This is a genomic window from Hydrogenophaga sp., from assembly GCF_041913525.1.
Classification (GTDB): domain Bacteria; phylum Pseudomonadota; class Gammaproteobacteria; order Burkholderiales; family Burkholderiaceae_C; genus Hydrogenophaga.
In genome coordinates this window covers 507,409-532,967 of record NZ_JAYSFD010000001.1, presented here as the reverse complement: position 1 = coordinate 532,967, position 25,559 = coordinate 507,409, and the positions used below count along the sequence as shown (strand labels likewise).

The following is a 25,559-nucleotide window of genomic DNA, read 5'->3' as shown; positions in this document are numbered from 1 at the left end:
ACCGGACTGCTTCACTCATGCCTCAACACCCGCTCTCCCCCCTGCCCCTGGGCGCCATGCTGCTGCTGGGTTCTCTCAATGCCGTGGCCCAGACGGCCCCCGCCACCGCCACCCTGCCCACCGTCGAGGTGCGCGAAGACGCCCTGGGCAGCGACGCCAAAACCACGCTGCGCGCCAAAGAGACCAGCATCGGCAAGGGCCGCCAGGCGCTGCGCGACATCCCGCAATCGGTCACGGTGATGACCGAGCGCCTGCTGGACGACCGCAACCTCGATGACTTCCGCGAGGTGCTGCGCACCACCGCCGGCGTCACCTTCATGTCGGGCGAAACCGGCGAGGAAGACGTGCGCCTGCGTGGCTTCTCGCTGGGCCAGGCCGGCGACATCTACGTGGATGGCCTGCGCGACGCCCCGCTGATCGAGCGCGACACCTTCAACCTGGACCGCGTGGAGGTGCTCAAGGGCTCGGCCTCGATGCTCTTCGGCAAAGGCTCCACCGGTGGCGTGGTGAACCAGGTGAGCAAGCAGCCTTTCCTGATGGACCAGCACGAGGTGACCACCACCATCGGCACCGGCAGCGAGGTGCGCCTGACGGGTGACTTCAACCTCAAGACCGGCGAAGACTCGGCCTTGCGCCTGAACGCCATGGTGCAAAACGCCGACAACGATGGCGCGCGTGACAACAAGCGCGGCGTGGCCGCCGCCTACCGCTGGGGCATCGGCCTGCGCGACGAGTTCCAGGTGGGCCTGATGCACCTGGAAACCGATGGCAACCCCATCTACAACCACCCCTGGTTCCTGAGCAACGGCAAGATCGTGCCCACGCTGGACGCGGGCAACTTCTACGGCTTTGACAGCGACTACAACCGCACCCAAAGCACGGTGGCCACCTTCACCCACAAGCACCGCTTTGACGCCGACACCGAGCTCAAGACCACGGTGCGCCACGGCCAGTACGAACGCGAGATGTGGTCCAGCGTGGTGCGCTTCGCCGCCGGCACCACCCAGGCCAACCTGAACCCGAACACGGTGATCACCCGCAGCCCCAAAGGCCGCGTGGGCTACAGCGACCTGACCCAGGTGCAGAGCGACTACAGCACCGCCTTCGACGCCCTGGGCAAGCGACACCAGCTCATCGCCGGCGTCGACCTGAGCATCGAAGACGCCAAGCGCAACCAGAACTTCGCCGGCACCGCCTCCAGCCTCACCACCACCGTGGGCACGCCCAACAACGGCGACTGGCGCCTGGACACGCGCGGCGTGCCGCCGCTCAACCGCTTCGACGCCAAGGGCCTGGGCCTGTACGCCCAAGACACCATGGCGCTGACGGACACCGTCAAGCTCATCGGCGGCCTGCGCTTTGACCATTTCACCGCCAGCTACCGCGACAACAGCGGCAACACCTTCGACATGAGCGAGAACCTGTGGAGCCCGCGCGTGGGCGTGCTCTACCAGCCCAGCGCCACCGCGTCGTACTACGCCTCGTTCGGCACCTCGTACAACACCTCGGGCGACACCTACCAGTTCGCCACCGGCACGTTCGCGCCCGGCGGCACCAACGCCAAGAACGCCAACACGCCGCCCGAGAAGAGCCGCAACTTCGAAATCGGCGCCAAATACGAGCTGTTTGACCAGCGCGCCTCGGTGGGCGTGGCGCTGTTCCAGGCCGAGAAATACAACGAGCGCAACACCGACCCCGACACCGCCGCCACCCAGCAACTGCTCTCGGGCAAGCGCTACGCGCGCGGCATGGAGTTCAACCTCGCCGGGCGCATCACCCCTGAATGGGAGATCTTCTACAACCACACCTGGATTCCCGATGCCAAGATCACGCGCAGCAACCAGGTGCTGGCCGCCAACGGTGGCGGCTCGCAAGTGCAAGGCGACCGCCCGGCCCTCACGCCCAAGCACAGCGGCAGCCTCTGGACCACCTATCGCCTCAACCCCAAATGGCGTTTTGGTGCAGGCCTGAACTTCCGCAGCAAGCAAAACCCCGAAGGCGCACGCACGACCGTCGCCGCCGGCTTCAGCACCATCGACGCCATGGCCGAGTACACCCTGTCGGACTCCAGCCTGCTCAAGCTGAACATCACCAACCTGACCGACAAGCTCTACGCCGACGGCCTGTACCGCGGCTTCTACCAACCGGGGGCGCCGCGCAAGGTGCAGCTCACCCTCACCACCCTGTTCTGACCCCCATGCTGCTGCACCTGAAACACCTGATCAACGCCGACGAACTGCGGCGCCTGCGGGCGCTGCTGGCCGAAGACGCGCCCTGGGTGGACGGTGCGGCCAGCGCCGGCGCCCAGGCGGCGGCCCGCAAGCACAACCGGCAACTCGCCCAAGACAGCGAGCCCTGCCGCGAGGCGCGCGCCATCGTGCTGGGGGCGCTGCAGCGCGACCCTCTTTTTTTCGCCGCCGCGCTGCCGCGGCGGATCTTCAACCCCCTCTTCAACGCCTACCGCGCCCCGGGCGAGCATTACGGCGCGCACATCGACAACGCCGTGATGCACTCGCGCGCCAGCGGCGAATGGGTGCGCTCTGACCTGTCTTGCACCGTGTTCCTGAGCGAACCCGACAGCTACGACGGCGGCGAACTGGTGGTGCACCACAGCATGGGCCAGCAGCGCGTGAAACTCGCCGCGGGCGACGCGGTGCTCTACCCCGGCACCAGCCTGCACGAGGTCACGCCCGTCACCCGTGGCGAGCGGCTGGCCAGCTTTTTCTGGATCGAAAGCATGGTGCGCAGCGACGAGCAGCGGCGCGTGCTCTTTGACCTGGACATGAACCTGCTGCGCCTGCGCGCACGCGACGGCGAAAGCGACGAGGCCACCGGCCTCTCGGGCGTCTATCACAACCTGCTGCGCATGTGGGCGCAACCATGAGCCACCCGCCCCTGGACGCCGCCACCAACGCCTGGCTCGAAGGCGGTGCCGCCGACGAAATCACCGTGCGGGCCAACGAGACCGCCTGGCAATCCATCGCCCTGCGCCCCCGCGTGCTGCGCCCGCTGGCCGGCAGCCACACCCGCATGCGCCTGCTGGGCCGCGACTGGCCCACCCCCCTGCTGGTGGCCCCCATGGCCCACCAGCGCGTGCTGCACCCCCACGGCGAGCAGGCCACCGCCCTGGCGGCCGCCGCGTTGGGCGCGGGCCTGGTGCTGAGCTGCCAGGCCAGCACCCCCCTGGAAGACGTGGCCCGCCTGCACCTGGCCGACCCGGGGCGCGGGCCGCTGATGTTCCAGCTCTACCTGCAGGCACAACGCGAACAGACCGAGGCCCTGGTGCGCCGCGTCGAGGCGGCCGGCTACGAGGCACTCGTGCTCACCGTGGATGCCCCCGTTCAAGGCGTGCGCGACCGCGAAGGGCGCAGCGGCTTTCGGCTGCCGCCCGGCGTGTCGGCCGTCAACCTGCCAGCCACTGCCCCCGCAGACGTGGCCACCCTCTTGGCCCGCGCGCCCACCTGGGACGACGTGCAGTGGCTGTGCCAGCTCACCCACTTGCCGGTCTGGCTCAAGGGCGTGCTGCACCAGGACGACGCCCGGCAAGCGGTGCTCAGCGGGGCGCACGGCCTGATCGTGTCCAACCACGGCGGCCGCACACTCGACACCGCCTGCCCCACCGCCCACGCCTTGCCCGCGGTGATCGCGGCCGTGGGCGAAGCCCTGCCGGTGCTGGTGGACGGCGGCATCCGCCGGGGCACCGACGTGCTCAAGGCCCTGGGGCTGGGCGCCACCGGCGTGCTGGTGGGCCGGCCGGTGCTGCGCGCCCTGGCGGCCGAGGGCGCCCAGGGCGTGGCCAAGACGATCAAGGCGCTGCACGACGAGCTCATCGCGGCCCAGGCCCTCACCGGGTGCCGCGACGCGCACGAGGCCCGCTCACTGGGCATATTTTTCGATCAACGCAATTAAATGCGAACCATTCGCGTTTAGAATGGCAACATGTCCACACCAGGAGCCCCGCATGAGCAACGGCATCGCCGCCATGGCCATTGGCCTGATCGTGTCCCTGCTGGCCGCCTGGTGGGCCCTGCACCGTTGACCCACCTGGAATCCAGCCCTCCTACACTATGAAACCCCTTGGCGCCGACGCGGCGCTGTCCCTTTCCGTTGCGCATCCAGCCATGACAAGCCTCCCGTCCAAACGCCTGGTGGTGGTCGGCGCCGTGGTGGGCCTGCACGTGGTGGCGGTCTGGGCGCTGCAGACAGGCCTGCTGCGTCGCGCGGCCGAACTGATCATCCCGGTGCAGGTGATGGCCGACCTGATCGAGCTGCCCCAGCCGCAGGTCGCACCGCCCCCACCTGCCCCGCAGCCCAAACCCACCCCAACCCCGGCACCGACACCCAGGCCACGCCCGGTCGCCACGCCTCAGCCGCAACCTGTGTTGACCCCTGAGCCTTCGCCCACGGCCCCCGTGGTGGCGCCCGCACCACCTGCCCCGCCGCAACCGGTGGTGGCCGCCGCTCCACCGGCCCCGGCCGCGCCCCCGGCACCGCCCGCCCCGCCGGCGGTGGTGCTGCCCAGCAGCAATGCCGACTACCTGAACAACCCGCCCCCACCCTACCCGCCGCTGTCGCGCCGCCTGGGTGAGCAAGGCAAGGTGGTGGTGCGCGTGCTCATCAAGGCAGACGGCACCGCGGCCGAGGCCACCGTGGTCAGCTCCAGTGGCTATGAGCGCCTGGACGAAGCCGCCCGCCAGACCGTGCTGCGCTGGCGCTATGTGCCGGGCAAGCGCGCCGGCGTGGCCGAGGCCATGTGGTTCAACGTCCCCATTCAATTTGTTCTTCAGTAAACCCTGTCACACACCATGAACAACGATTTCGCCACCTCGGGCCTGGCCCACGTCTGGACCCAGGGCGACTGGGTCACCCGCTCCGTCGCCCTGGTGCTGCTGGCCATGAGCCTGACCACCTGGGTCATCATCCTGTGGAAGGCCCTGGACCAGCGCGCCCAGCGCGCCCAGGCCAAGGGGGTTGAGGGCTTCTGGCACAGCGCCGACTTCGCCGAGGGCCTGGACAAACTCGGCGCCTCCGAGGGCAACCCCTTCCGCGCGACCGCCCTGGAAGGCCGCGAGGCCGCGCGCCACATCACCCAACCCGAGCGCAGCACCCGCCCCCAACTGCACGACAGCCTGGACGTGAGCGACTGGATCGAGCGCTCCTTGCGCAAGAGCGTGGACGACTTCACCGCCCGCGCCCAGAGCGGCCTGTCGGTGCTGGCCTCGGTGGCCTCCACCGCGCCCTTCGTGGGCCTGTTCGGCACGGTCTGGGGCATTTACCACGCCCTGCTGGGCATTGGCGCGGCCGGCCAGGTGAGCATTGACCAGGTGGCGGGCCCCATTGGCGAGGCGCTCATCATGACGGCCCTGGGCCTGCTGGTGGCCATTCCCGCGGTGCTGGGCTACAACGCCCTGGTGCGGGGCAACAAGGGCATCCTGCACCAGCTCAACCGCTTCGCCCATGACCTGCACGCCTACTTCGTCACTGGCGCCCGCGTGAGCGTGGCAGGCGACGGCAAGGTGCTGCCCATCAAGAAAGCCTGAGCCGGAGCTGCCCCATGGCCATCGGAACGCAAAACGACAACGACGACGTGATGGCGGAGATCAACATGATCCCGTTCATCGACGTGATGCTGGTGCTGCTGATCATCTTCATCATCACGGTGCCGGTCATCAAGCACGCGGTGAACATCGAGCTGCCGCAGGCCAGCGTGAACAAGGTGCAAGACAAGCCCGAAAACGTGCGCCTGTCGGTGGACGCGCAGGGCCAGTACTTCTGGAACGACCAGCGCGTGGACGACACCGACTTCGCCAACCGCCTGGCTTCGGTGGCCGCGCAAGACCCCCAGCCCGAGCTGCACATCCGCGGCGACAAGGCCGTGCGCTACGAGCGCGTGGCCCAGGCCATGGCCGCCGCCCAGCGCGCGGGCGTGCGCAAGATCGGTTTCATCACGGAGCCCGAACGATGAACTCGGCACCCGAGGCAGGCCAGGCGCCGGCCGACGAGCCGCGCCAACCGACCCTCCCCGACCCACCAATGCCGGTGCTGCCCAGCGCGGCGTTGCTGCAGGGCCAGCGGGCGGTGGCCATTGAGCACAACGGCGCCATCTACCGGCTGCAGACCACCCGGCAGGGCAAGCTCATCCTGACCAAATAGTTTTCGTGGGGCGACCCAGGACCGGGCAGATCCTGAGGTCGTGTTGGCCAGCCAAGGCACCCCGCACAGGGGAGCCAGTAGCCAGGCTTTTTTTGCCTGAACCGGGTACGGAGGCCGATTTCAGAGTCCGATGGCGGCAATGCCCGCGCGGGCAATCTGCGCGTCTTCGGTAGACTTGACGCCGCTCACGCCCACAGCGCCGATGCACTGCCCGTCCTTCATGATGGGCACGCCGCCCTCCAGCATGCCCTCCAGCACGGGCGCGCTGAGGAAAGACACGCGGCCGTTGTTGATGGTCTCTTCGTACAGGCGGCTCTCGCGGCGCCCAAGCGCGGCCGTTTTGGCCTTGGCCGGCGCGATGTGGGCGGAGATCGCGGCCACGCCGTCCAGGCGCTGCAGCCACAGCAGGTGCCCACCGTCGTCAACGATGGCGATGGTGACTGGCCAGTTGTTCTTCAAGGCTTCGGCCTCGGCGGCAGCGGCGATGGCCTTCACGTCGGCCAGGTCGAGCACGGCTTTGGTTTTCATGAACTTTTTCTCGGGAAAAGGTGACAAAGAAACGGGAGCCCGACGATACCCGCATTCCCCCCATCCCTTCGCCGGGACGAACCCTGGGGGTGAGAGTGGATCAACGGGCCGACGAGGAAACAGGCCCCTACAATGGCCTGCGATTGATTTTTTCGATCAACCCAGGAGAAACCAACAAATGACCGACCACGTTCAAACCACCGGCCGCTTCGGCGCCGCCGTGTCTGTTGCCTCGCAGCGCAATCGCGTGTTGCGCAACACCTACTGGCTGCTTGCGCTGTCCATGCTGCCCACGGTGCTGGGCGCCTGGCTCGGCGTGGCCACCGGCATCACCGCCGGTCTCACCGGCTTCATGGGCCTGATCGTCTTTCTGGGCGGCGCCTTTGGCTTCATGTTCGCCATCGAGAAGACGAAGAACTCGGCCGCCGGCGTGCCGGTGCTGCTGGCCTTTACCTTCTTCATGGGCCTGATGCTCTCGCGCCTGGTGGCCAATGTGCTGGGCTTCTCCAACGGCGCCAGCCTGATCATGACCGCCTTCGGTGGCACTGCCGCCATCTTCTTTGGCATGGCCTCGCTGTCCACCGTGATCAAGCGCGACCTCAGCAGCATGGGCAAGTTCCTGTTCGTCGGCATGATCCTCCTGCTGGTGGCAGGCATCGCCAACGTGTTCATTCAGTCCAGCGCGCTGATGATCACCCTCTCGGTGCTGGCCATCGGCATCTTCTCGGCCTTCATCCTGCATGACCTCAAGCGCGTGCAAGACGGCGAGGAAACCAACTACATCAGCGCCACGCTGGGCGTGTACCTGAGCCTGTTCAACGTGTTCCAGAGCCTGCTGGCCCTGCTGGGCATCTTCGGCGGCGAGCGCGAGTGAGATCGCCCGCTCCACAGAAAAAAGGACCTTCGGGTCCTTTTTTTTGGCCGATTGATCGGGCTTTGTGCGCCATTGGCATCAAGTTGGTCGAGGGCCTGCCGATACGAAACACAAACTGCTTCAGCACTGCCCATGCGACGCCCCACCCTCCTCAGCCTGATTGCCGTGACCGCCCTGCTCGGGGGCTGTGATGCCCTGGGCATCGAGACCGCCGCCCAGGTGTACGCGCGCAAAGAGGCCGAGGGCCGAGCCATCGGCAGCGCCTGCCGCCACGCGGTGCGCAGCATCGAAGACTGCTTCGCCTCCAACCCCAGGTCCGGCAAGGCCGCCGTGTTCGAGGGCTGGAAAGACATGGACCAGTACATGCGCGAGAACAGCATCGTGGGCATGCCCAGCGAGAACCGCGCGCCGGCCGAAAAAGCCGAGACCAGCGCCGGCAACCGGTCCTGATCCGCCGGTAGCCGGGCACCCAGGCACCCGGCCCCAGCCTCAACCCTGATCGATCAGTTCGAACACCGCCATGCTTTCCACGTGCGCGGTGTGCGGGAACATGTTCACCGCGCCCGCCGCCACGCAGCGGTAACCCGCCTGGTGCACCAGCAGGCCGGCGTCGCGCGCCAGGGTGGCCGGGTTGCAGCTCACGTAGACGATGCGCTTGGGCGGCGTCCAGGGGCCACGCTGCTCGGGCTGCTGGTGCAAGTCGGCCAGCGCCTTCACCAAGGCAAACGCGCCTTCGCGCGGCGGGTCCACCAGCCATTTGTCGGCGCTGCCGTCTGACACCAGCAGGCCAGGCGTCATCTCGAACAGGTTGCGCGCCACGAACTGGGTGGGGGCCAGCGGTCGCTCGCGCCCCATTTGGTTGCGCGCAAGGTTCTCGCGCGATCGGGCCACCAGGGTCTCGCTGCCCTCGATGCCCAGCACCTCTCCCGCCGTGGTGGCAATCGGCAGGGTGAAATTGCCCAGGCCGCAGAACCAGTCGATCACGCGCTCATGCGCCTGGGCGTCAAGCAGGCGCAGCGCCCGCGTGACCAGCACGCGGTTGATGTGCGGGTTGACCTGGGTGAAGTCGGTGGGCTTGAAGGGCATGGTGATGCCGAACTCGGGCAGGCTGTAAGACAGCTCGGGCCCGATGTCGTCCAGCAGCTTCACCGTGTCCGGCCCCTTGGCCTGCAGCCACCACTGCACACCGTGCTGGGCCGCGAAGGCGCGCAGGCGGGCGATGTCGTCCTCGCTGAGGGGCTCCAGGTGGCGCAGCACCAGGGCGGTGACCTCGTCGCCACAGGCCAGCTCGATCTGCGGGCAGGTTTCGCGCGCGTCCATGGCGTAGATGAGCTCGCGCAGCGGCATGAGCATGGCGCTCACGTGGGGCGGCAGCACGTGGCAGACCTGCATGTCGGCCACGTAGCGGCTCTTGCGCTCGTGAAAGCCGATCAGCACCTCGCCCTTCTTGTGCACGAAGCGCACCGACAGGCGGGCGCGGTAGCGGTAGCCCCAGGTGGGGCCTTCGATGGGGCGCAGCAGGGTCTCGGGCTTGACCTTGCCCAGGTGCCAAAGGTTGTCTTCCAGCACGCGCTGCTTTATGGCCACCTGGGCGCTGCCGTGCAGGTGCTGCATCTTGCAGCCGCCGCAGGCGCCGGCGTGCAGGCCGAAGTGCGGGCAGCCAGGGCGCACGCGCTGGGACGATTCGCGGTGGATCTCGGTGGCAGTGGCGGCTTCCCAGTTGTTCTTCTTGCGGTGCACGCTGACGCTGACCTGCTCGAACGGCAGCGCGCCTTCGACGAACACCACCTTGCCGTCGGGGCGGTGGGCGATGCCCTGGGCCTCGATGTCCAGGGATTCGATGGCCAGCCAGCCATCGGGGAGGGTTGTCTTGTCGTCGGTGGGGATGTCGGATTGCATCCCGCGATTGTCTCAGGCCCAGGCGGCCAGGTACTCGCGCCAGTGCGGTTCGGTGTGGGCCAGGCCGTCCAGGGTGTGCTTCACGTAGGCGATTTCCTGCTCGTACTCGGCCTCGGTGAAACCGCCGCGCATCTTTTGGAAGCGGCAGTAGACGAGGTAGGTGTTCATCACGTCGGTTTCGCAGTAGCGGCGCACGTCTTCGGTCTGGCCCGCGAGGTACTGCGCGTACACCTGCGAGCCGTCCATGCCGAGCTTGCCCGGAAAGCCGCAGAGCTTGGCCATGGCGTCCAGCGGCGCGTTGTTCTTGGGTGAGTACATGGCCAGCAGGTCCATCAGGTCAAGGTGACGCAGGTGGTAGCGGCTGATGTAGTTGTTCCACTTGAACTCGCGGTCGTCCTCGCCCATGTCCCAGTATTTGCTGGCCTCCACGCCGTGGCGCAGGCCGCGGTAGTGCAGCACGGGCAGATCAAAGCCCCCGCCGTTCCAGCTCACGAGCTGGGGCGTGTGCTTCTCCACCGCGTGAAAGAAGGCCTGCACCACCCGGCCCTCGCTCTGGCCGTCGCGGTCAACGAAGGAGTGGATGCGCAGGCCCTCGGCGTTGCGGAAGACGCAGCTGATGGCCAGCACCCGCTGCAGGTGCAGCGGCATGAAGTCGCTGCGGCCTTCGGCCTTGCGCTCGGCCAGCCACTGCTCGTGCACCTCGGCGTCGCTGGCCTCGGCGGGGGTGCCCCGCAGGGCGCGCAGGCCCTGCATGTCGGGGATGGTCTCGATGTCGAAGACCAGAACCGGCCAGGCCATGGGCACCTGGGCGCCTCAGCGCTTGGGCAGGAAGCCCAGCGGATCGACCGGCTTGCCCTGGCGGCGCACCTCGAAGTGCAGCTTCACGCGGTCGGTGTCGCTGCTGCCCATCTCGGCGATCTTCTGGCCTTGCTTCACGGCCTGGTCTTCGCGCACCAGCAGCGCCTGGTTGTGGGCGTAGGCGGTGAGGTAGGTGTTGTTGTGCTTGAGGATGATCAGGTTGCCGTAGCCACGCAGGCCGGCGCCGGCGTACACCACGCGGCCGTCGGCGGCGGCCACCACCGGGTCGCCGATCTTGCCGGCGATGCTCACGCCCTTGTTGGTGCTCTCATCGAAGTTGGCGATGACGGAACCGCTGGCGGGCCAGATGAATTGCAGGTCGTCACCAGCAGCACTGGGCGCAGGTGCGGGCGCGGGTGCCAGAGCGGGCGCGGCACCGGCCTCGCTTAAGGGGCGGGCGGCCACGCCGCTGCTGGCCACGGGCGCGGCCACCACGGCCGGGGCGGCGCTGACGGGCGGCTGCACGCGCAGCACTTGGCCGATTTCGATGGTGTTGGGGTTGCTCAGGCTGTTCCAGGCAGCGATGTCGCGCCAGTTCTGGCCGTTGTCCAGGGCGATGCGGTACAGGGTGTCACCGGCCTTGACGGTGTAGTAGCCGGGCTTGCCGGCGTTCTCGGCGCCAGGCAGGGCGGCGGCGGCCGGAGCGCCATCGGCCGGCCGCGAGAAGCCACGGTCAACCACCGGGGCGGGTGCGGTGACGCGGCGGGTGGAACACCCGGCCGTCACCATCAGGGCGGCCAGCACCGTCAGCAGGGCAACGCCTTGCCAACGCGGGCGCGCAGCCGACAGGGATGGGCCCATGGGCAGGGAGAGGGATTGGTTCATGAAGACTCCACCGATGTGCGGGGCCGGCGTGCCGACCCGCGAGAGAACTCGGGAAAAAACGGTGCAAAGCGCCAGCCGAGGCGCAACCGTCAGGCAATGCCCGATTTTAGGGGCACGAAATGAACGGCCTCCAGCTCGGTTCGCACCACGCCGGTGGGGGTTTTGTCCACCACCACCAGGTTCTGCCGCCCTTGGGCGGTGACGGCCGGCGCCACCAGGCGACCGCCCACGGCGAGCTGGTCCACCCAGGCGGTCGGAATGTCTTCGCCACCGGCAGCGGCGATGATGGCCGCGTAGGGCGCGCCACGGGCGAAACCCACCATGCCGTCGCCGAACAGCAAGTGCAGATTGGGCACACGGAAGTGGCGCAGGTTGTCGCGGGCCTTGTCGTGCAGGCCCTTCAGGCGCTCGATGCTGTACACCTCGCGCGCCACCTGGCTGAGCACCGCGGCCTGGTAGCCGCAGCCGGTGCCGATCTCCAGCACGCGGCCAAGCTTGTCGTGCCGGCCGTGCAGCAGCAGCTCGATCATGCGGGCCACCACGCTGGGCTTGCTGATGGTCTGGCCCAGGCCGATGGGCAGGCTGGTGTCTTCGTAGGCCTGGTTGACCAGGGCGCTGTCGACGAAGCGGTGGCGCTCCACCGCCAGCATGGCGGCCACCACCATGGGGTGGGCCAGGCCCTGGGCCTGCAGCTTGCGCACCATGGCCGCGCGCACGGCGGCCGAGTCCATGCCCAGGCCTTGGGGCAGCACGACCTGCGGCGCGGGGGTGGCGGCCAGCGGTTTGCGTGCTGGCTGCGGCGCCGGGGCGCTGGGCAGGCGGGCCGGAAAGGCGGGGCGAGGCCGGTTGGCCGGCGGCTGCTTCACTTCATCGCCCCGGAGAGCTGGGCCGCCGTGGGTGCCCAGTAGGCCAGGCGATCGTGGTCGGTCAGGTCGATCTGCAGCGGGGTGATGGTGGCGTAGCCCTGCTGGGTGGCGTGGAAGTCGGTGCCCTCGGCCTCGTCTTTGGCGGGGCCGGCGGCACCGATCCAGTACATGGTGTCGCCGCGCGGGTTCACCTGGGTGATGACCGATTCGGCCGCGTGGCGCCGGCCCAGGCGGGCCACCTTGAAGCCCTTGAACTCGCTGGCCGGGCGGCAGGGCATGTTCACGTTGAGCAGCCAGGGCTCGTGGCGGCGGGCGGCCTCGGCCGAGGCGGGCAGCAACTGCTGCACCAGTTGGGCGGCCTTCTCGGCGGCCACGTCGAGGTGGGCCCAGCCTTTTTCGGTTTGCGAGAAGGCGATGGCCGGGATGCCGAAGAGGTAGCCCTCCATGGCCGCGCCCACGGTGCCGGAGTAGATGGTGTCGTCGCCCATGTTGGCGCCGTTGTTGATGCCCGAGACCACCAGGTCGGGCCGGTACCCCAGCAGGCCGGTGAGCGCGATGTGCACGCAATCGGCCGGGGTGCCGTTCACGTAGCGAAAGCCGTTGGGCGCGGTGTGCACGTACAGCGGCGAGTGCAGCGTGAGCGCGTTGGACTTGGCGCTGTTGTTGTGCTCGGGGGCCACCACCTCCACGTCGGCCAGGCCTTTGAGTGCCTCGTAGAGCGCCACGATGCCGGGCGCCTGGTAACCGTCGTCATTGGAGATGAGGATTTTCATGGCGGCGATTTTAGGCCGCACCCCATGCCCTTTCGGGCCGGTCGCCCGAGAGACAAGACCGCCCGTGAGGCTGCCCGATCATGCGCGCCAAACCCAACAAGGAGACCGACGAATGAAGGCTTGGCTTTGCGAGAACCCCGTGGGCGTTGAGGCCCTGCGCTGGACGGAACTGCCCACCCCGCAACCGGGGCCCGGGCAGGTACTGGTGGCCATTGAGGCCGCCAGCCTGAACTTCCCCGACCTGCTGATCGTGCAGAACAAGTACCAGATCAAGCCGCCCCTGCCCTTCGTGCCGGGCTCGGAGTTTGCGGGCGTGGTGCAGGCACTGGGCGAGGGCGTGACCCACCTGAAGGTGGGCCAGCGCGTGGCCTGCCTGGCGGGCACGGGTGGCTTTGGCACCCACACGCTGGCACCGGCGGCCATGTGCATGCCGCTGCCCGAGGGCTTCCCGGCCGTGGACGCGGCGGCTTTCATCATGATTTACGCCACTTCATGGCACGCGCTGATGGATCGCGCGCAATTGAAGGCGGGTGAGACGGTGCTGGTGCTGGGCGCGGCGGGTGGCGTGGGCACCTCGGCCATCCAGATCGCCAAGGCGGCGGGCGCGCGCGTGATTGCCGCGGCCTCCACCGACGACAAGTGCGCACTGTGCCGCGAACTGGGTGCCGACGAGACCATCAACTACAGCGTGCACGCGCCCGGCGGCTCGCTGCGCGAAGAGATCAAGCGCCTCACCGGTGGCAAGGGCCCTGACGTGGTGTATGACCCCGTGGGCGGCGAGTTTGCCGAGCCGGTGTTCCGCTCGATTGCCTGGCGTGGGCGCTACGTGGTGATTGGCTTTGCCAGCGGCCCGATTCCTTCGCTGCCGCTGAACCTGCCGCTGCTCAAGGGCGCCAGCATCGTGGGCGTGTTCTGGGGCGACTTTGCCAAGCGCGAGCCCAAGGCCAACGCCGAGATGATGCAGACCCTGGCCCAGATGTACCTGAAGGGCCAGATCAAGCCGGCCATTGACCAGACCCTGCCCATGAGCGAACTGATGAAGGCCTATGAAGTGATGGGCTCGCGTGCGATCAAAGGCAAGCTCGTCCTCGTGAACTGACCGCCCAGCGGGCAATTGTCTTGTTTGCAAACTTTTATTGCACTTTTTTATTACAATAAATTCTATTGTCATAGACAAGGCAGTGCAGAGGGTTTAAAAACTCACGCCAACAAGAAGCTGCTGGAGGCGTGATTGACTACATCTGAAGGAGCAAACGGGGGCGGGGCTCGGGGGCAGGCCAGTGCGAAAAAGAAATCCGATGACGGGGATCTGTCGCTGGAGTCGGTCCCTGCGCCATTGATTGATCTGCAAGCCGCGGGCAGGGTGCCGGGCAGCCAAGATCCGGATGAGAAGGCGTTTGAAGCCTGGATCAAGGGAGCACACGCGCATCAGCGCGAGGCGGCCATCCTTGCCAGCCTTCGGGTGTGCTCACGCGCCCTTGCGCCCGCCCAACCTTCCGATGCAGGCATGGAGCTGGTGCGCCGGGTCATGCCCAACGGGCCTGAGGCGCAGGTGAGCGCCATGCTTTGCCTCACCGCCATGGCCTTTGATGCCGCTCAGGTCAACCGTTTTCGGTTGCTGTTGGCCGAGTCGTTACGGCTGATGCAGCAAAGCTCCCTGCTGGGCACAGCGCTGGCGCCGCCCGAGGTGATGAGCCAGTTGTGCGCCTGCGCCTTGCGCCTGCAGATTGAGCCGCAGGCGGCGCGCGAAGCGATTCTGGCGCAGCGGATTCGGCCAGCGAAGGAAATCGACAGCCTGATCTGGCCTTGGGCGGTGCGCCTGCACACCTTGGGGCGATTTGGGTTGGTGATCGCTGGCGAGCCGCTCACCTTCAAGGGCAAGTCGCCGAAGAAGGCACTGGAGCTCCTGCAGCAGCTGGTGGCCAGCGGGGGGCGAGAGGTCAGCACCGAGGCCTTGATGCAAAGCCTGTGGCCCGAAGAGAGCAGCAGCAACCTGCGCAACCTGTTTGACAACACCTTGCACCGGCTTCGTCGTCTGCTGGTGGACGGCGAGGCCTTGCAAATCCAGAACGGCAAGCTCGGCCTGGACCCTCAGCGCTGCTGGGTGGACGCCTGGTCATTTGGTCGGCTCACACAGGGCGTGGCGGTCGACGTGCAGACCAGTTCGCCGCCGCTGGACGTGGAAAACGCCAATGCCGCGCTGCGCCTGTATTCCGGACATTTCCTGGCCACCGAGGGGGACGTGCCCTGGGCCTTGCCCTATCGCGACCGCCTGCGCAACCGCTTTCACCGGCTGGTGCTGCAGCTGGGGCGGCGATTCGAGGGTTTGAACGCCTGGGAGGCGGCCATTTCCATCTACGAGCAGGGGCTGGAGGTGGACAACCTATCTGAGCTGCTCTACCAGCAACTCATGATCTGCCACCTCAACCGGGGTGAGCACGCCGAAGCCATGCTGGTGTACCGGCGTTGCCGCGAACTGCTCTCCATCGTGCTGGGGGTGGCACCCTCCGAGCGCACAGAGCAGTTGCACCGGGCGGCCATGATCGCTCCCCGTCACTGATCGGCCAGGCGACAGGCTTGCCCAACCGACAGGCGGTGCCTACTCCCCCGCCATTCCTGAGCGATCGCTAAGAGATCGCTAGGCCCCCCCTTCCTAGCATCAGGTCGTTTCTGCACGTCGCAGAAGTGTTTGTCATGACCAGAGCTGGAGGGTGCCATGTCTTACCTTGGCCAATCGCGGGAGTCGGGTGAATCGTCGGTGCGCCGCCGTGGCGACCAGTTGCTCAAGCTGCTCAAGCCCCGAAAACTCTGGAGCAAGCTGCAGGAGAGCTACCAGCTCTGGTGCCACCGGCACGCCTGGCTGGCCTTTCCCTACCCCCCGGCGCACGCCAAGCCCCAGGCTGCGGGCAAGGCACCGCCCGACTTCCGCGCGCAAGACCGCGCCTGGGCCATGCCCGCCAGCACCCACCACCGCCCGCGCTTGCGCATGCGGCCACGGCGCATGCACCTGGTGCGCACGGGGCGAGGCATTGGGCTGGAGGCGCTGGAGCCGCGCCTGCTGCTCTCGGCCGATCTGTCTTACACCGCCATGGGCAGCGGCGACTTCACGCTGCGCCTGGACGAGGTGGACGGCGTGGCCACGGTGCGGCTGGTGGACAGCGCCGACGCGCAGGTGATTTTTGCCTCGGCCGCGCTGGCCGACATCGACGGCAGCAGCGGCGCGGGGGTTCGCGTGGTCAGCAGCGACTACGACGTGCGCCTCACGCTGGACGCCAGCCTGCTCACGGTGGACGTGGCCGGCGGCATCGAATTCTTGGGCGGCGCGGGCGAGGACAGCCTGTTCGGCGCGGCGGTGGATTCGTTGTGGACGCTCACGGGCGACGGCATCGGCACACTGGGCGATGGCCTCACCGATTACCTGCGCTTCAGCGCGCTGGACAACCTGATCGGCGCGGCCGACAACCAGGACACCTTCCGGGTGCAAGCCGGCGGCGCGCTCTCGGGCACGATGGACGGCGGTGCCGGTGGCTTTGACACCATGCTGCTCGACGGCGGGCACTTCCAGAACGTGAGTTACGGCGCCAGCGGCCCGCAGTCGGGCTACGTGGACCGCGACGGCCAGCGCCTGAACTACGAGGGGCTGGAGCCCATCGTGGACAACAGCACCGCCGACAACGTGAGCCTGAGCACCAACCAGCTCAACGACTCGCTGCCCGTTCCCCTGCCCGACAACCTGGCCGATGAGGCCACCCTCACCGACAACGGCGACGGCACGTTGAGCTTTGCCTCGGTCTCGGCCATTCCCACCTTCGAGTCGATCCGCTTCAACAAGCCGGTGCAGACGCTCACCATCCGCCTGGGCGGCGACCCGGGCCTGCCCCTGTTCAACCAGGACACGCTCACCGTGACCGGCGTTGACCTGGGCACGGCCACCCTCACCATCGACGGCGAAGACGGGCGCGATGCGGTCGTCTTCAACGGCAACGTGAGTGCCGGCGCCATCACCGTGCTGGCCGAAAGCATCGACGTGAACGGCAGCCTGTCGGTGGCTGGCGACCTTGTGCTCACCGCCAGCGCCAGCGGCGACGGCACCGTGCCCCTGGCCAGCCAGTACCTGGGCTTCTACCTGGCCAACGACGCCAGCGCGCTGATTGACCTGAGCGGCGCCACGGTGAGCGCTGGTGGCGCCATCACCCTGAGCGCCACGGCCACGGCCAACGTCATCGCCGACCCGGCCGACCTCGGCCCGGTGGCGGTGGCCGGCGTGGCCGCCGTGCCCAAGGCGCAGATCGTGGTGAACAGCGCCGTGCTCTCGGCCGCCAGCCTCTCGGCCAGCGCCAACGTGTCGGCCACGGTGAACGTGGTGGACGCGGCCGACGCCAGCGACAACAGCGTCACGCTGGACGCGGCGGTGAGCATCGTCTACCTGGAGACCGTCTCCAGCGTGCACCTGGGCGGCAGCACCAGCGTGCAGGTGAGTGGCGCGGTGAGTTTGGCGGCCACCACGGTGGCCAGCGTCACCAGCGCCGCTGATGGCACGCAGGGCCAGGCCGGCGCCACGCTGGGCCTGACCATCGTGGACCTGAGCACCGAGGCCCTGGTGCAAGACAGCGCCAGCATTGGTGCGCTGGCCGGTGACGCGCCCGACAGCATCACCATCAGCGCGGCGCTGGGCAGCGCCATCAGCACCAGCGCCACCTCCACGGCCGGCGGCGCCAGCGATGGCGGCGGCAGCAACCAGTCGGAACAGCGCCTGCAAGACCCCAACCAAGACAGCAACACCAGCGACCAGGCCGCCACCAGCGGCGGCGGCATCAACTTCGCCGGCGCGGTGGCCATGTCGTTTTATGACGCCAGCACCACCGCAGCCATCACCAGCACCGGCAGCATCGCCACCGGCGGCGCCCTGGCGCTCACCGCGGCCAGCACCGAGAGCCTGAGCACCACGGCCGACGGCCGCAACACCGGCGCCGGCAACACCGGCGTGGGCGTGGCCGTGGCCTTTGGCCTGACCAACAGCCAAACCACGGCCAGCATTGGCGGGGCCAGCGTGAACGCCGGCAGCGTGAGCCTGGGCGCCACCCTGGCGGCGGGCAACAGCTACACCATCAGCGCCACCTCGGGCGCGGGCGACGCCAGCGAGTTCGGCCTGGCCGGTTCGCTGGCGATTCAGGTGCTGTCCACCACAGTGCAGGCCGAGGTGCTCTCCAGCGCCACCCTCACCCTGGGCGACACCAGCGACCTGAGCCTGAGCGCCAGCAGCACCACCGCCGCCACCACCTCGGCCCTGCCCGGCGAGAGCGGCGCGGCCGGTCTGGGCATTGGCGCCTCGGTGGCGGTGAACGTGATCGACCACAGCACCCGCGCCGAGTTGGCCGGGGCGGTGGACGGCGGGCACGACGTGACCCTGGCCGCCAGCGGCACCCACACCTCAGCCACCACGGCGCAGGCCGGTGGCAAGGGCAACGGCGGCGGCGTGGGCGTGGGCGGCGCGTTTGCCATTGACGTGATCGACAACACCACCGAGGTCAAGCTCAGTGGCAGCGACGAACTGGACGTGAGCGGCAACGTGAGCGCCAGCGCCACCCACAGCGGCAGCAGCACCACCACCGCCAGTGGTGACGCCGCCGGTGGCGACGCCGCCGTGGGCGCCGCCATTGCCCTGGGCTTCGTGGACAACCGCGCCAGCAGCAGCAACCAGCGCGCCAGCGTGCGCGCCGACGGCAGCGTGGGCCTGGCCGCGCACGGCAGCGGCTTCAGCAAGGTGGAGGCCAAAGCCTCGGCCGCGGGCGCTGAAGACGACGGTAGCGGCAGCGCCGACGGGCAGGCGCAAGACCAGGCCGGGCTGGCCAACAGCCGCTCGGGCGACAGCGACGCGGTGGGCCAGTCGGCCAGCGACGGCGGCGGCCAGGGCGTGGGCGTGGCCGCCGCGCTGGCGCTGCAGTCGGGCAGCAGCGTCAGCAGCGCCACGGTGGACGCGGGCAGCGCCATCACCTCAGGCGGGGCCACCAGCCTGAGTGCGAGCAACCAGCACGACGCGCGCGCCCTGGCCGATGGCTCGGCCAAGACCGATGGAGCCACCGGCATCGGCGCGGCGGTGGCCATCAACCTGGCGCAGATGCACAACACCGCGCGGGTGGACGGCAGCGTGAACGCCAACGGCTTCAGCGCCAGCGCCACCATGACTGACCTGGCCGCCCAGAACCCCGATTCGCACGACTTCCAGGCCAGCGCCACCTCGGGCGCCAGCGGGCAGGACGTGGGCGTGGCCGGCTCGTTCGCGCTGAACGTGTCAGAGGCCGACACCTGGGCCGGCATTGGCGGCACCGGCGTGGTGAACGCGGGCACGGGCGACGTGAGCATCACCGCCAGCAGCCGCACGGCCACGCAGGTCACGGCCAACGCCGCCGCCGACGACCTGGGCAGCAACGCCACCGGCGTGGGCGCCGCCATCGCGGTGAACGTGGTGGACAACACCACCGAGGCCACCCTGGCCAACGGCAGCACCCTGAACGGCAGCGCCGACGTGAGCCTGGCCGCCACCGGCCACCACACCACCGGCACCCTGGCCGATGGCGGGGCCAGCGGCGGCACCACCAGCGTGGGCGGGGCCTTTGCCATCACCGTGGCCGACAACCGCACCGCCGCCACCGTGGGCACCGGCTCGGCCATGGCCATCAGCGGCGACTTCAGCGCCACCGCCACCCACACCGCCAGCACCACCACCGAAGCCGGTGGCTCGGCCCTGGGCGGCACCGCCGTGGGCGCGGCCATTGCCCTGAGCTTCGTGGACGACGTGGCCCAGGCCACCACCGCGCGCAGCATCACCGCCGGCGGCTCCGTGACCCTGGCCGTGGTCTCGCAGGCCAGCAGCAGCGCCACCGCCAGCGCCTCCGCCGGCGGCGCCGACGCCAACGAAGACAGCAACGGCGGCGACCCCGGCGGCAACACCGCCGACGACCAGATCGGCAAGCAGACGCAACTGGCCAACGACAAATCGGGCCAGAGCAACAGCGCCGGTGCCAGCAACACCGCCACCGACGGCAACGGCGGCTCGGTGGGTGTGGCCGCTGCCCTGGCGCTGAACGTGGCGCAGGGCGAGGCCCGCGCCGCCGTGCTCAGTGGCAACCTGGTGGCCCAGACCGGGGCGGCCAGCGTCACCAGCGAGCAAGACATGGACGCCGAGGCCGTGGCCGATGGCTCGGCCACCGACGGCGAGGCCTCGGCCACCTCGGTGGGCGCGGCGGTGGCCATCAACGTGGCCAACGTGGAGAACGTGGCCCTGGTGGGCGCGGGCGCCTTCCTCAGCGGCCAGGGCCTCACCGTGGGCGCCACCATGAAGGGTGGCGACACGGCCAAGCACAAGACCGCGGCCAAGGCCAAGTCGGGCGCCAGCGCCACCGACACCGGCGTGGCCGGCTCGTTCGCGCTGAACGTGGCCAACCAGGGCAGCGACGCCGGCACGCGCGCGGCCATTGACGGCAACGCCAGCGCCGGCACTGGCAACGTGAGCATCGAGGCCGAGAACTTGAGCGACCACACCGTGGAGGCCAAGGCCGCCGTGGACGAAGGCGCTGCCACCGGCGTGGGTGCCGGCATCGCCATCCAGGTGGTGGACAACAGCACCCGCGCAGAACTGCTGGGCAATCTCAGCGGCGGCGACGACCTGGCCATTTCGGCCACCGGCAGCCACGACACCCGCACCACCGCCTCGGGCGGCGCCAGCAGCAAAGACGGCACCGCCGTGGGCGGCTCCTTCGCCATCACCGTGGCCGACAACCGCACCCAGGCCGTGGTGGACGGCGGCAGCGCGCTCAACATCACCGGCGATTTCTCGGCCAGTGCCCAGCACCACGGCCACACCACCACCCAGGCCGAAGGCGACGCCGCGGGCGGCACGGCCGTGGGCGCGGCCATTGCCCTGAGCTTTGTGGACGACGTGGCCCACGCCAGCCTGGCGCGCAGCCTCACCGCCGGCGGCGCGGTGGCGCTGGACGCGCACGGCGACGGCACCAGCGTGGCCGAGGCCACCGCCTCGGTGGCCGGCGCCAGCAGCGAACAAGACCCCGGCGGCAGCAGCGCCAACGACCAGCTCACCAGCCAGAAGAACACCGCCAACGCCAAAGACTCGGGCGACAAGGCCAGCACCGCCCCCACCGAGGCCACGGCCGATGACGGCAGCGGCGGCTCGGTGGGCGTGGCCGCCGCGCTGGCGCTCAACGTGGGCGCCTCGCACGCCGAGGCCCTGATCACCGGCAACACCACCGTGGTCAACGCCAATGGCGGCGCGGTGGCCCTGCGCGCCTCCAACAACCAGGACGCCAGCGCCACGGCCGACGGCTCCACCGTGGAGCTTGACCCGGCCGCCGACCCCAACACCGGCACCAAGCCGTCCGACACCGCCGTGGGTGCGGCGGTGGCCATCAACGTGGCCAATGCGCGCAACGTGGCCCGCGTGGGCAGCGGCGCGCAGGTGAACGGCCAGGGCTTCACCGCCAGCGCCACCATGAAGAGCGCCGGTGGCGACACCCTGCACGAAACCGCCGCCCGCGCCACCTCGGGCGCGGCCGCTGGCGAGACCGGGGTGGCCGGCTCGTTTGCGCTGAACATCGTCAACGCCGGCAGCGACTCGGTGACCGAGGCCGCCGTGCAAGGCACCGCCAGCGTGAACGCCGGCACCGGCGCGGTGGCCCTCACCGCCACCAACCGCAGCCAGAACGACGCCGTGGCCGAGGCCGCCACCACCGGCGGCAAGACCGGCGTGGGCGCGTCCATTGCCATTCACGTGATCGACGAGGTGGCGCAGGCCGCCATCGCCAACAACGCCACCCTCACCGGGGGCGGCAACGTCACCGTAAACGCCACGGGCGAACACGACAACATCACCCGCGCCAAGGGCGGCGCCGAGGGCAAGGGCGTGCAGACCGCCGTGGGCGGCGCCTTCGCGCTCACCATTGCCGACCACCGCACCGAAACCCTGGTGGGCAGCACCGCTGGCGCGGGCATGGACATTGGCGGCAGCTTCAGCGCCACCGCCCTGCACCACGGCGACACCGACACCACCGCCGAGGGCAAGGCCCAGGGCAGCGACACGGCCGTGGGCGCGGCCATTGCGCTGGCCTTCGTGGACGACAGCGCCCGCGCCATCGTGCAGCGCGACCTGAGCGCCGATGGCGCGGTGGGCCTCACCGCCAGTGCCGATGGCGCCAGCATCGCCCAGGCCACGGCCTCGGCCAAGGGCGCCGACAAGAACAAGGAATCGGCCAAGGGCAACGACTCGGCCGACCAGCAGGTCACCAAGCAGACCAATGTGCTCAACAGCAAGAACGCCGGGGCCGACAAGAGCGCCGGCAGCAACGCCTCGGCCAACAACGGCAGCGGCGGCAGCGGCTCGGTGGGCGTGGGTGCGGCCCTGGCGCTGAACGTGTCGTCTTCCAAGGCCGAGGCGGCCTTGGCTGGCGCGGGCACCGCCATCACGGCCGACGCCGACGACAACGGCACGGGCGGCGTGTCGCTGACCGCGCGCAACCACATGGAGGCCGAGGCCATTGCCGACGCCAAGGCGGTGGACGGCAGCCTGGCCACCGCCGTGGGCGTGGCCGTGGGCATCAACGTGGCCGACATGCGCAACAGCGCCTCGGTGGGCACGGGCGTGAGCGTGCAGGGTGAGGGCTTCTCGGCCCAGGCGCTCATGAAAACCGTGGCCGGCGACAGCCAGCACCACTACACCGCGCACGCCACCTCGGGTGCGGGCGGTGCCAGCACCGAAACCGGTGTGGCCGGCTCGTTCGCGCTGAACATCGTGAACCCGGCCAGCGGCTCGGTGACCGAGGCGGTGGTGAAGAGCGGTGCCTCGGTCAACGCCCAGGGCGGTGACGTGACCCTGGCCGCCGCCAGCAGCACCGATTCGGACGTGAACGCCAAGGCCGCGGTGAACGGCGCCAGCGCCACCGGCGTGGGCGCGTCCATCGCCGTGCACGTGGTGGACAACGCGGTGAACGCCCGCCTGGAAAGCGGCGCGGCCCTGAGCGGCGGGCACGACCTGACGCTGAGCGCCACCGGCGACCACACCACCACCACCTACGCCGCGGGCGGCGCCAGCGGCGGCGGCACCAGCGTGGGCGGCTCGTTCGCCATCACCGTGGCCGATGGCAACCACACCGACGCCAGCGTGGGCAGCTCGGCCACGGCGCTGGACATCACCGGCGACTACAGTGCCACGGCCACGCACACCGGCGTCACCAACACCAGCGCCAAAGGCAACGCCACGGGCAACACCGCCATTGGCGTGGCGATCGCGCTGAACATCGTGGACGACCAGGGCACCGCCAACCTCAACCGCGACCTCACCGCCGATGGCGACGTCACGCTGCAAGCCGTGGTGGGCGGCACCACCTTTGCCCGGGCCGATTCCTCGGCCGCGGGTGCCAAGAAAGACGAAGGCGGCAACAGCACGGCCGATGGCCAGGTGGCGCAGCAGAAAACGCTGGCCGACCAGAAGAACGGCGCGGGCAGCGACGTGAAGACCGGCCCCTCGGCCTCGGCCAACACCAGCGGCACGGGCGGCGGCGACCAGCAGGTGAGCGTGGCGGCTTCGCTGGGCCTGAACGTGGCCGAGGCCACGGCGCGCGCCAGCATCCTGCCCTCGCGCACGGTGGTGGCGGGTGACGGCGCGGGCGCCGGCAACGTGGCGCTGCGCTCGTCCAACCAGATGGACGCGCGCGCCGATGCCGACGGCTCGGCCAAGGCCACCTCGTCCGATGGCAGCACCGCCGTGGGCGTGGCGGTGGCCATCAACGTGGCGCAAATGGACAACGAAGCCCTGGTGGGCAGCGGCGCCACGGTGCGCGCCGATGGCCTGGCCCTGGAGGCCACCATGCGGCCCACCGGCAACGCCAGCCACGATTTCGCGGCCACCACCAAGTCGGGCTCCAGCGGCGCCAACACCGGCGTGGCGGGCTCGGCCTCGATCAACGTGGCCATCACCAACACCCGCGCAGTGTTTGGCGATGGCGGCACTGCCACCGCGGTGCTGGGCGGCAACGGCGACTTGAGCCTGCAGGCCATCAACCACCACAGCGACACGGTGTCGGCCACCTCGGCCGCCACCTCGGCCGGCAGCGACAGCGTGGGCGCGGGTGTGTCGGTGGGCGTGAACGTGGGCATTCACGACACGATTGCCGAAACCACCAGCGGCAGCAGCGTGACCACCGGCCTGGGCCAGACCCTGGACGACGTGACGGTGAAGGCCGACAGCACCAACACCGTGAAGACCGACGCCAAGGCCGGCGCGGGCGGCAGCACGGCCGTGGGCGGTGCCATCGCCGTGACTTACACCGAAAACCTCACCCGCGCCCAGCTGGGCAGCAGCGCGGGCGTGCTGGCGGTGGACGGCGACATCGACATCCAGGCCTTCCATGTGTCCACCGTGGCCAGCACCGGCGACGGCTCGGTGACGGGCGGGCAGTCGGCCGGCGTGGGCGCTTCGGTGGCCATCAACATCGGCACGCACGACACCACCGCCCTGCTGGGCCGCAGCATCGCGGGCACGCCCGATTCGCTGGACGTGCAGACCCGCTCGCTGCTGAGTTCCACCATCGACGTGACCGCCAGCGCCAAGGGCGGCTCCAGCTCGCAAGGCAAGTCGGACGAGCAGACCACCAACCAGGGCAACCTGGCGCGCTCCAAGGCCGGCCCGGCCGCCGACAAGGCGCCCACGCAAAGCGGCGAAGGCGCCATGACCAGCGCCAACACCAGCACCGAAGGCCAGGGCGGTCAGAAGACCAACTCGTCCAGCGCAGGCGGCTCGGGCGGCACCTCGGTGGCGGCCACCGTGGGCGTGAACTACATCGGCGGCACGGCACAGGCCAAGATCGCCGACGGCGTGAGCGTGGCGGCCAGCGGCGCGGTGCGGGTGGAGACCGAGCACCGCATCACCGCCCACATCGACGCCGACTCCACCGCCACCAACACCTCGTCGGACACCGGCGTGGCCGCGGCCGTGGCGGTGAACGTGGTGGTGGTGGACGCGATCGCCGCCATCGGCAACAACGCCAGCGTGCAGGGCAGCGGCGTGGCCGTGCGCGCTTACATGCCCGGCACCGACCAGAACAGCTACATGGTGCGGGCGCTCTCGGGTGCGGTGGGCAAGAACACCGCGGTGGGCGGCTCCATCGGCATCAACTACATCGACACCCTGGCACAGGCCAGCGTGGGCAACGACAGCACCCTCACCGGCACCAGCGGCGACGTGCGGGTGGAGGCCAGCAACCGCAATGGTCTGCAAAACGTGACCGGCGGTGCGGCCTTCTCCACCAACGGCACTGGCGTGGGCATTGCGGTGGCGGCCAACGTGGCCAACCGCCTGGAGGCCAAGGCCAGCGTGGGCGACCGCAGCACGCTGGACGCCGCCGGCGAGGTGACGGTGAAGGCCGACCTCAGCCTGCTGCCCAAGAAGCTGGACGTGAGCGAACTGGGCCCGCTCAGTGGCGTGGACATTGACCTCACCTCCTTCGCCGCCGGTCTGGCGGGCTCGGGCGGCAGCAACGTGGCGGTGGGTGGCTCGGCCAGCGTGAACGTGTTTTTCATCACCACCGAGGCCAAGGTGGGCAACGACAGCCTGCTGCGCGGCGACGCGGGCGTGACGGTCTCGGCCATTGACCAGCTTCGGGTGGTGTCGGCGGCTGGCAGCATCGGCGCCTCGATGAACGGCGGCGGCGTTGGCCTGGGCTTTGACGTGGGCGTGATCACGCGCGACACCTTGGCCACCGTGGGCCTGCGCAG

Annotated in this window: 18 protein-coding genes (1 of these 18 running past the window's edge); 12 read left to right on the top strand and 6 right to left on the bottom strand. The window is 69.4% G+C overall.

The genetic code is table 11. The features are described from left to right. Nucleotides 1-17 precede the first annotated feature (17 nt). The 7 genes from ACE3RQ_RS02395 to hemP all read left to right on the top strand — a co-directional run bounded on the left by ACE3RQ_RS02395 (nt 18) and on the right by hemP (nt 6,153). Nucleotides 18-2,192, top strand: coding sequence for a TonB-dependent receptor (locus ACE3RQ_RS02395; protein ID WP_374519523.1), 2,175 nt, complete (start codon nt 18-20; stop codon nt 2,190-2,192). Between the two features lie 5 nt (nt 2,193-2,197). Next, nucleotides 2,198-2,884, top strand: coding sequence for a Fe2+-dependent dioxygenase (locus tag ACE3RQ_RS02390; RefSeq protein ID WP_374519521.1), 687 nt, complete (start codon nt 2,198-2,200; stop codon nt 2,882-2,884). Beyond that, on the top strand, nt 2,881-3,909 hold the full coding sequence (locus tag ACE3RQ_RS02385) for an alpha-hydroxy acid oxidase (protein ID WP_374519519.1): 1,029 nt from the start codon (nt 2,881-2,883) through the stop codon (nt 3,907-3,909). The genes ACE3RQ_RS02390 and ACE3RQ_RS02385 overlap by 4 nt, the downstream gene beginning before the upstream one ends. Nucleotides 3,910-4,121: 212 nt before the next feature. Next, complete coding sequence (locus tag ACE3RQ_RS02380; protein ID WP_374519517.1) at nt 4,122-4,790, top strand: energy transducer TonB; 669 nt, start codon at nt 4,122-4,124, stop codon at nt 4,788-4,790. Between the two features lie 15 nt (nt 4,791-4,805). Continuing rightward, nucleotides 4,806-5,540 carry a MotA/TolQ/ExbB proton channel family protein gene (locus ACE3RQ_RS02375; RefSeq protein WP_374519515.1) on the top strand — a complete coding sequence of 245 codons (735 nt, stop codon included), beginning with the start codon at nt 4,806-4,808 and terminating at the stop codon, nt 5,538-5,540. A 14-nt stretch (nt 5,541-5,554) separates the two neighbouring features. Next, nucleotides 5,555-5,965, top strand: coding sequence for an ExbD/TolR family protein (locus ACE3RQ_RS02370; RefSeq protein WP_374519513.1), 411 nt, complete (start codon nt 5,555-5,557; stop codon nt 5,963-5,965). Beyond that, on the top strand, nt 5,962-6,153 hold the full coding sequence (gene hemP / locus ACE3RQ_RS02365; RefSeq protein WP_374519511.1) for a hemin uptake protein HemP: 192 nt from the start codon (nt 5,962-5,964) through the stop codon (nt 6,151-6,153). Before ACE3RQ_RS02370 ends, hemP begins: the two co-directional genes overlap by 4 nt. A 120-nt stretch (nt 6,154-6,273) precedes the next feature. On the opposite strand, the gene ACE3RQ_RS02360 is transcribed toward hemP, so the two are convergent. Beyond that, nucleotides 6,274-6,681, bottom strand: coding sequence for a heme-binding protein (locus ACE3RQ_RS02360; protein WP_374519509.1), 408 nt, complete (start codon nt 6,679-6,681; stop codon nt 6,274-6,276). Between the two features lie 178 nt (nt 6,682-6,859). On the opposite strand from ACE3RQ_RS02360, the gene ACE3RQ_RS02355 reads away from it, so the two are divergent. Then, nucleotides 6,860-7,555, top strand: a complete 696-nt coding sequence (locus ACE3RQ_RS02355) for a Bax inhibitor-1/YccA family protein (RefSeq protein ID WP_374519508.1) — start codon at nt 6,860-6,862, stop codon at nt 7,553-7,555. A 132-nt stretch (nt 7,556-7,687) separates the two neighbouring features. Continuing rightward, nucleotides 7,688-8,005 (top strand): hypothetical protein, encoded by a 318-nt coding sequence (locus tag ACE3RQ_RS02350; protein WP_374519506.1) that lies wholly within the window; start codon nt 7,688-7,690, stop codon nt 8,003-8,005. Between the two features lie 39 nt (nt 8,006-8,044). Here ACE3RQ_RS02350 and rlmD read toward each other — a convergent pair whose 3' ends face one another. From rlmD to surE, 5 genes are all read right to left on the bottom strand, one after another. Beyond that, nucleotides 8,045-9,454, bottom strand: a complete 1,410-nt coding sequence (gene rlmD / locus ACE3RQ_RS02345) for a 23S rRNA (uracil(1939)-C(5))-methyltransferase RlmD (RefSeq protein WP_374519504.1) — start codon at nt 9,452-9,454, stop codon at nt 8,045-8,047. Between the two features lie 12 nt (nt 9,455-9,466). Further along, nucleotides 9,467-10,252, bottom strand: a complete 786-nt coding sequence (locus ACE3RQ_RS02340; RefSeq protein WP_374519502.1) for a 3'-5' exonuclease — start codon at nt 10,250-10,252, stop codon at nt 9,467-9,469. 15 nt (nt 10,253-10,267) lie between these two features. Further along, nucleotides 10,268-11,113: a peptidoglycan DD-metalloendopeptidase family protein gene (locus ACE3RQ_RS02335; protein WP_374519690.1), complete on the bottom strand. Its 846-nt coding sequence runs from the start codon at nt 11,111-11,113 to the stop codon at nt 10,268-10,270. Nucleotides 11,114-11,226: 113 nt separating this feature from the next. Further along, complete coding sequence (locus ACE3RQ_RS02330) at nt 11,227-12,003, bottom strand: protein-L-isoaspartate(D-aspartate) O-methyltransferase (RefSeq protein ID WP_374519500.1); 777 nt, start codon at nt 12,001-12,003, stop codon at nt 11,227-11,229. After that, nucleotides 12,000-12,776 carry a 5'/3'-nucleotidase SurE gene (surE, locus tag ACE3RQ_RS02325; protein WP_374519498.1) on the bottom strand — a complete coding sequence of 259 codons (777 nt, stop codon included), beginning with the start codon at nt 12,774-12,776 and terminating at the stop codon, nt 12,000-12,002. The genes ACE3RQ_RS02330 and surE overlap by 4 nt, the downstream gene beginning before the upstream one ends. A gap of 112 nt (nt 12,777-12,888) precedes the next feature. Here surE and ACE3RQ_RS02320 point away from each other — a divergent pair, with 112 nt between their 5' ends. The 3 genes from ACE3RQ_RS02320 to ACE3RQ_RS02310 all read left to right on the top strand — a co-directional run. Then, nucleotides 12,889-13,875, top strand: a complete 987-nt coding sequence (locus ACE3RQ_RS02320) for an NADPH:quinone oxidoreductase family protein (protein ID WP_374519496.1) — start codon at nt 12,889-12,891, stop codon at nt 13,873-13,875. A 408-nt stretch (nt 13,876-14,283) separates the two neighbouring features. After that, nucleotides 14,284-15,336 carry a BTAD domain-containing putative transcriptional regulator gene (locus ACE3RQ_RS02315; protein WP_374519494.1) on the top strand — a complete coding sequence of 351 codons (1,053 nt, stop codon included), beginning with the start codon at nt 14,284-14,286 and terminating at the stop codon, nt 15,334-15,336. A gap of 156 nt (nt 15,337-15,492) precedes the next feature. Further along, a protein-coding gene (locus ACE3RQ_RS02310; RefSeq protein WP_374519492.1) for an LEPR-XLL domain-containing protein crosses the window boundary here: on the top strand, nt 15,493-25,559 show its 5' end (the start). The gene runs 22,318 nt beyond the window's last position; the window shows 10,067 of its 32,385 coding nt (coding positions 1-10,067); its start codon is at nt 15,493-15,495; the stop codon falls past the right edge of the window.

Bases quoted from the DNA above. Each gene is read 5' to 3' on its own strand.
- ACE3RQ_RS02385 (WP_374519519.1), top strand. From the start codon at position 2,881: ATGAGCCACCCGCCCCTGGACGCCGCCACCAACGCCTGGCTCGAAGGC.
- ACE3RQ_RS02320 (WP_374519496.1), top strand. From the start codon at position 12,889: ATGAAGGCTTGGCTTTGCGAGAACCCCGTGGGCGTTGAGGCCCTGCGC.
- ACE3RQ_RS02340 (WP_374519502.1), bottom strand. From the start codon at position 10,252: ATGGCCTGGCCGGTTCTGGTCTTCGACATCGAGACCATCCCCGACATG.
- ACE3RQ_RS02355 (WP_374519508.1), top strand. From the start codon at position 6,860: ATGACCGACCACGTTCAAACCACCGGCCGCTTCGGCGCCGCCGTGTCT.
- ACE3RQ_RS02370 (WP_374519513.1), top strand. From the start codon at position 5,555: ATGGCCATCGGAACGCAAAACGACAACGACGACGTGATGGCGGAGATC.
- rlmD (WP_374519504.1), bottom strand. From the start codon at position 9,454: ATGCAATCCGACATCCCCACCGACGACAAGACAACCCTCCCCGATGGC.
- ACE3RQ_RS02380 (WP_374519517.1), top strand. From the start codon at position 4,122: ATGACAAGCCTCCCGTCCAAACGCCTGGTGGTGGTCGGCGCCGTGGTG.
- ACE3RQ_RS02395 (WP_374519523.1), top strand. From the start codon at position 18: ATGCCTCAACACCCGCTCTCCCCCCTGCCCCTGGGCGCCATGCTGCTG.
- ACE3RQ_RS02360 (WP_374519509.1), bottom strand. From the start codon at position 6,681: ATGAAAACCAAAGCCGTGCTCGACCTGGCCGACGTGAAGGCCATCGCC.
- hemP (WP_374519511.1), top strand. From the start codon at position 5,962: ATGAACTCGGCACCCGAGGCAGGCCAGGCGCCGGCCGACGAGCCGCGC.
- ACE3RQ_RS02390 (WP_374519521.1), top strand. From the start codon at position 2,198: ATGCTGCTGCACCTGAAACACCTGATCAACGCCGACGAACTGCGGCGC.
- surE (WP_374519498.1), bottom strand. From the start codon at position 12,776: ATGAAAATCCTCATCTCCAATGACGACGGTTACCAGGCGCCCGGCATC.
- ACE3RQ_RS02375 (WP_374519515.1), top strand. From the start codon at position 4,806: ATGAACAACGATTTCGCCACCTCGGGCCTGGCCCACGTCTGGACCCAG.
- ACE3RQ_RS02315 (WP_374519494.1), top strand. From the start codon at position 14,284: ATGGAGCTGGTGCGCCGGGTCATGCCCAACGGGCCTGAGGCGCAGGTG.
- ACE3RQ_RS02335 (WP_374519690.1), bottom strand. From the start codon at position 11,113: ATGGGCCCATCCCTGTCGGCTGCGCGCCCGCGTTGGCAAGGCGTTGCC.
- ACE3RQ_RS02350 (WP_374519506.1), top strand. From the start codon at position 7,688: ATGCGACGCCCCACCCTCCTCAGCCTGATTGCCGTGACCGCCCTGCTC.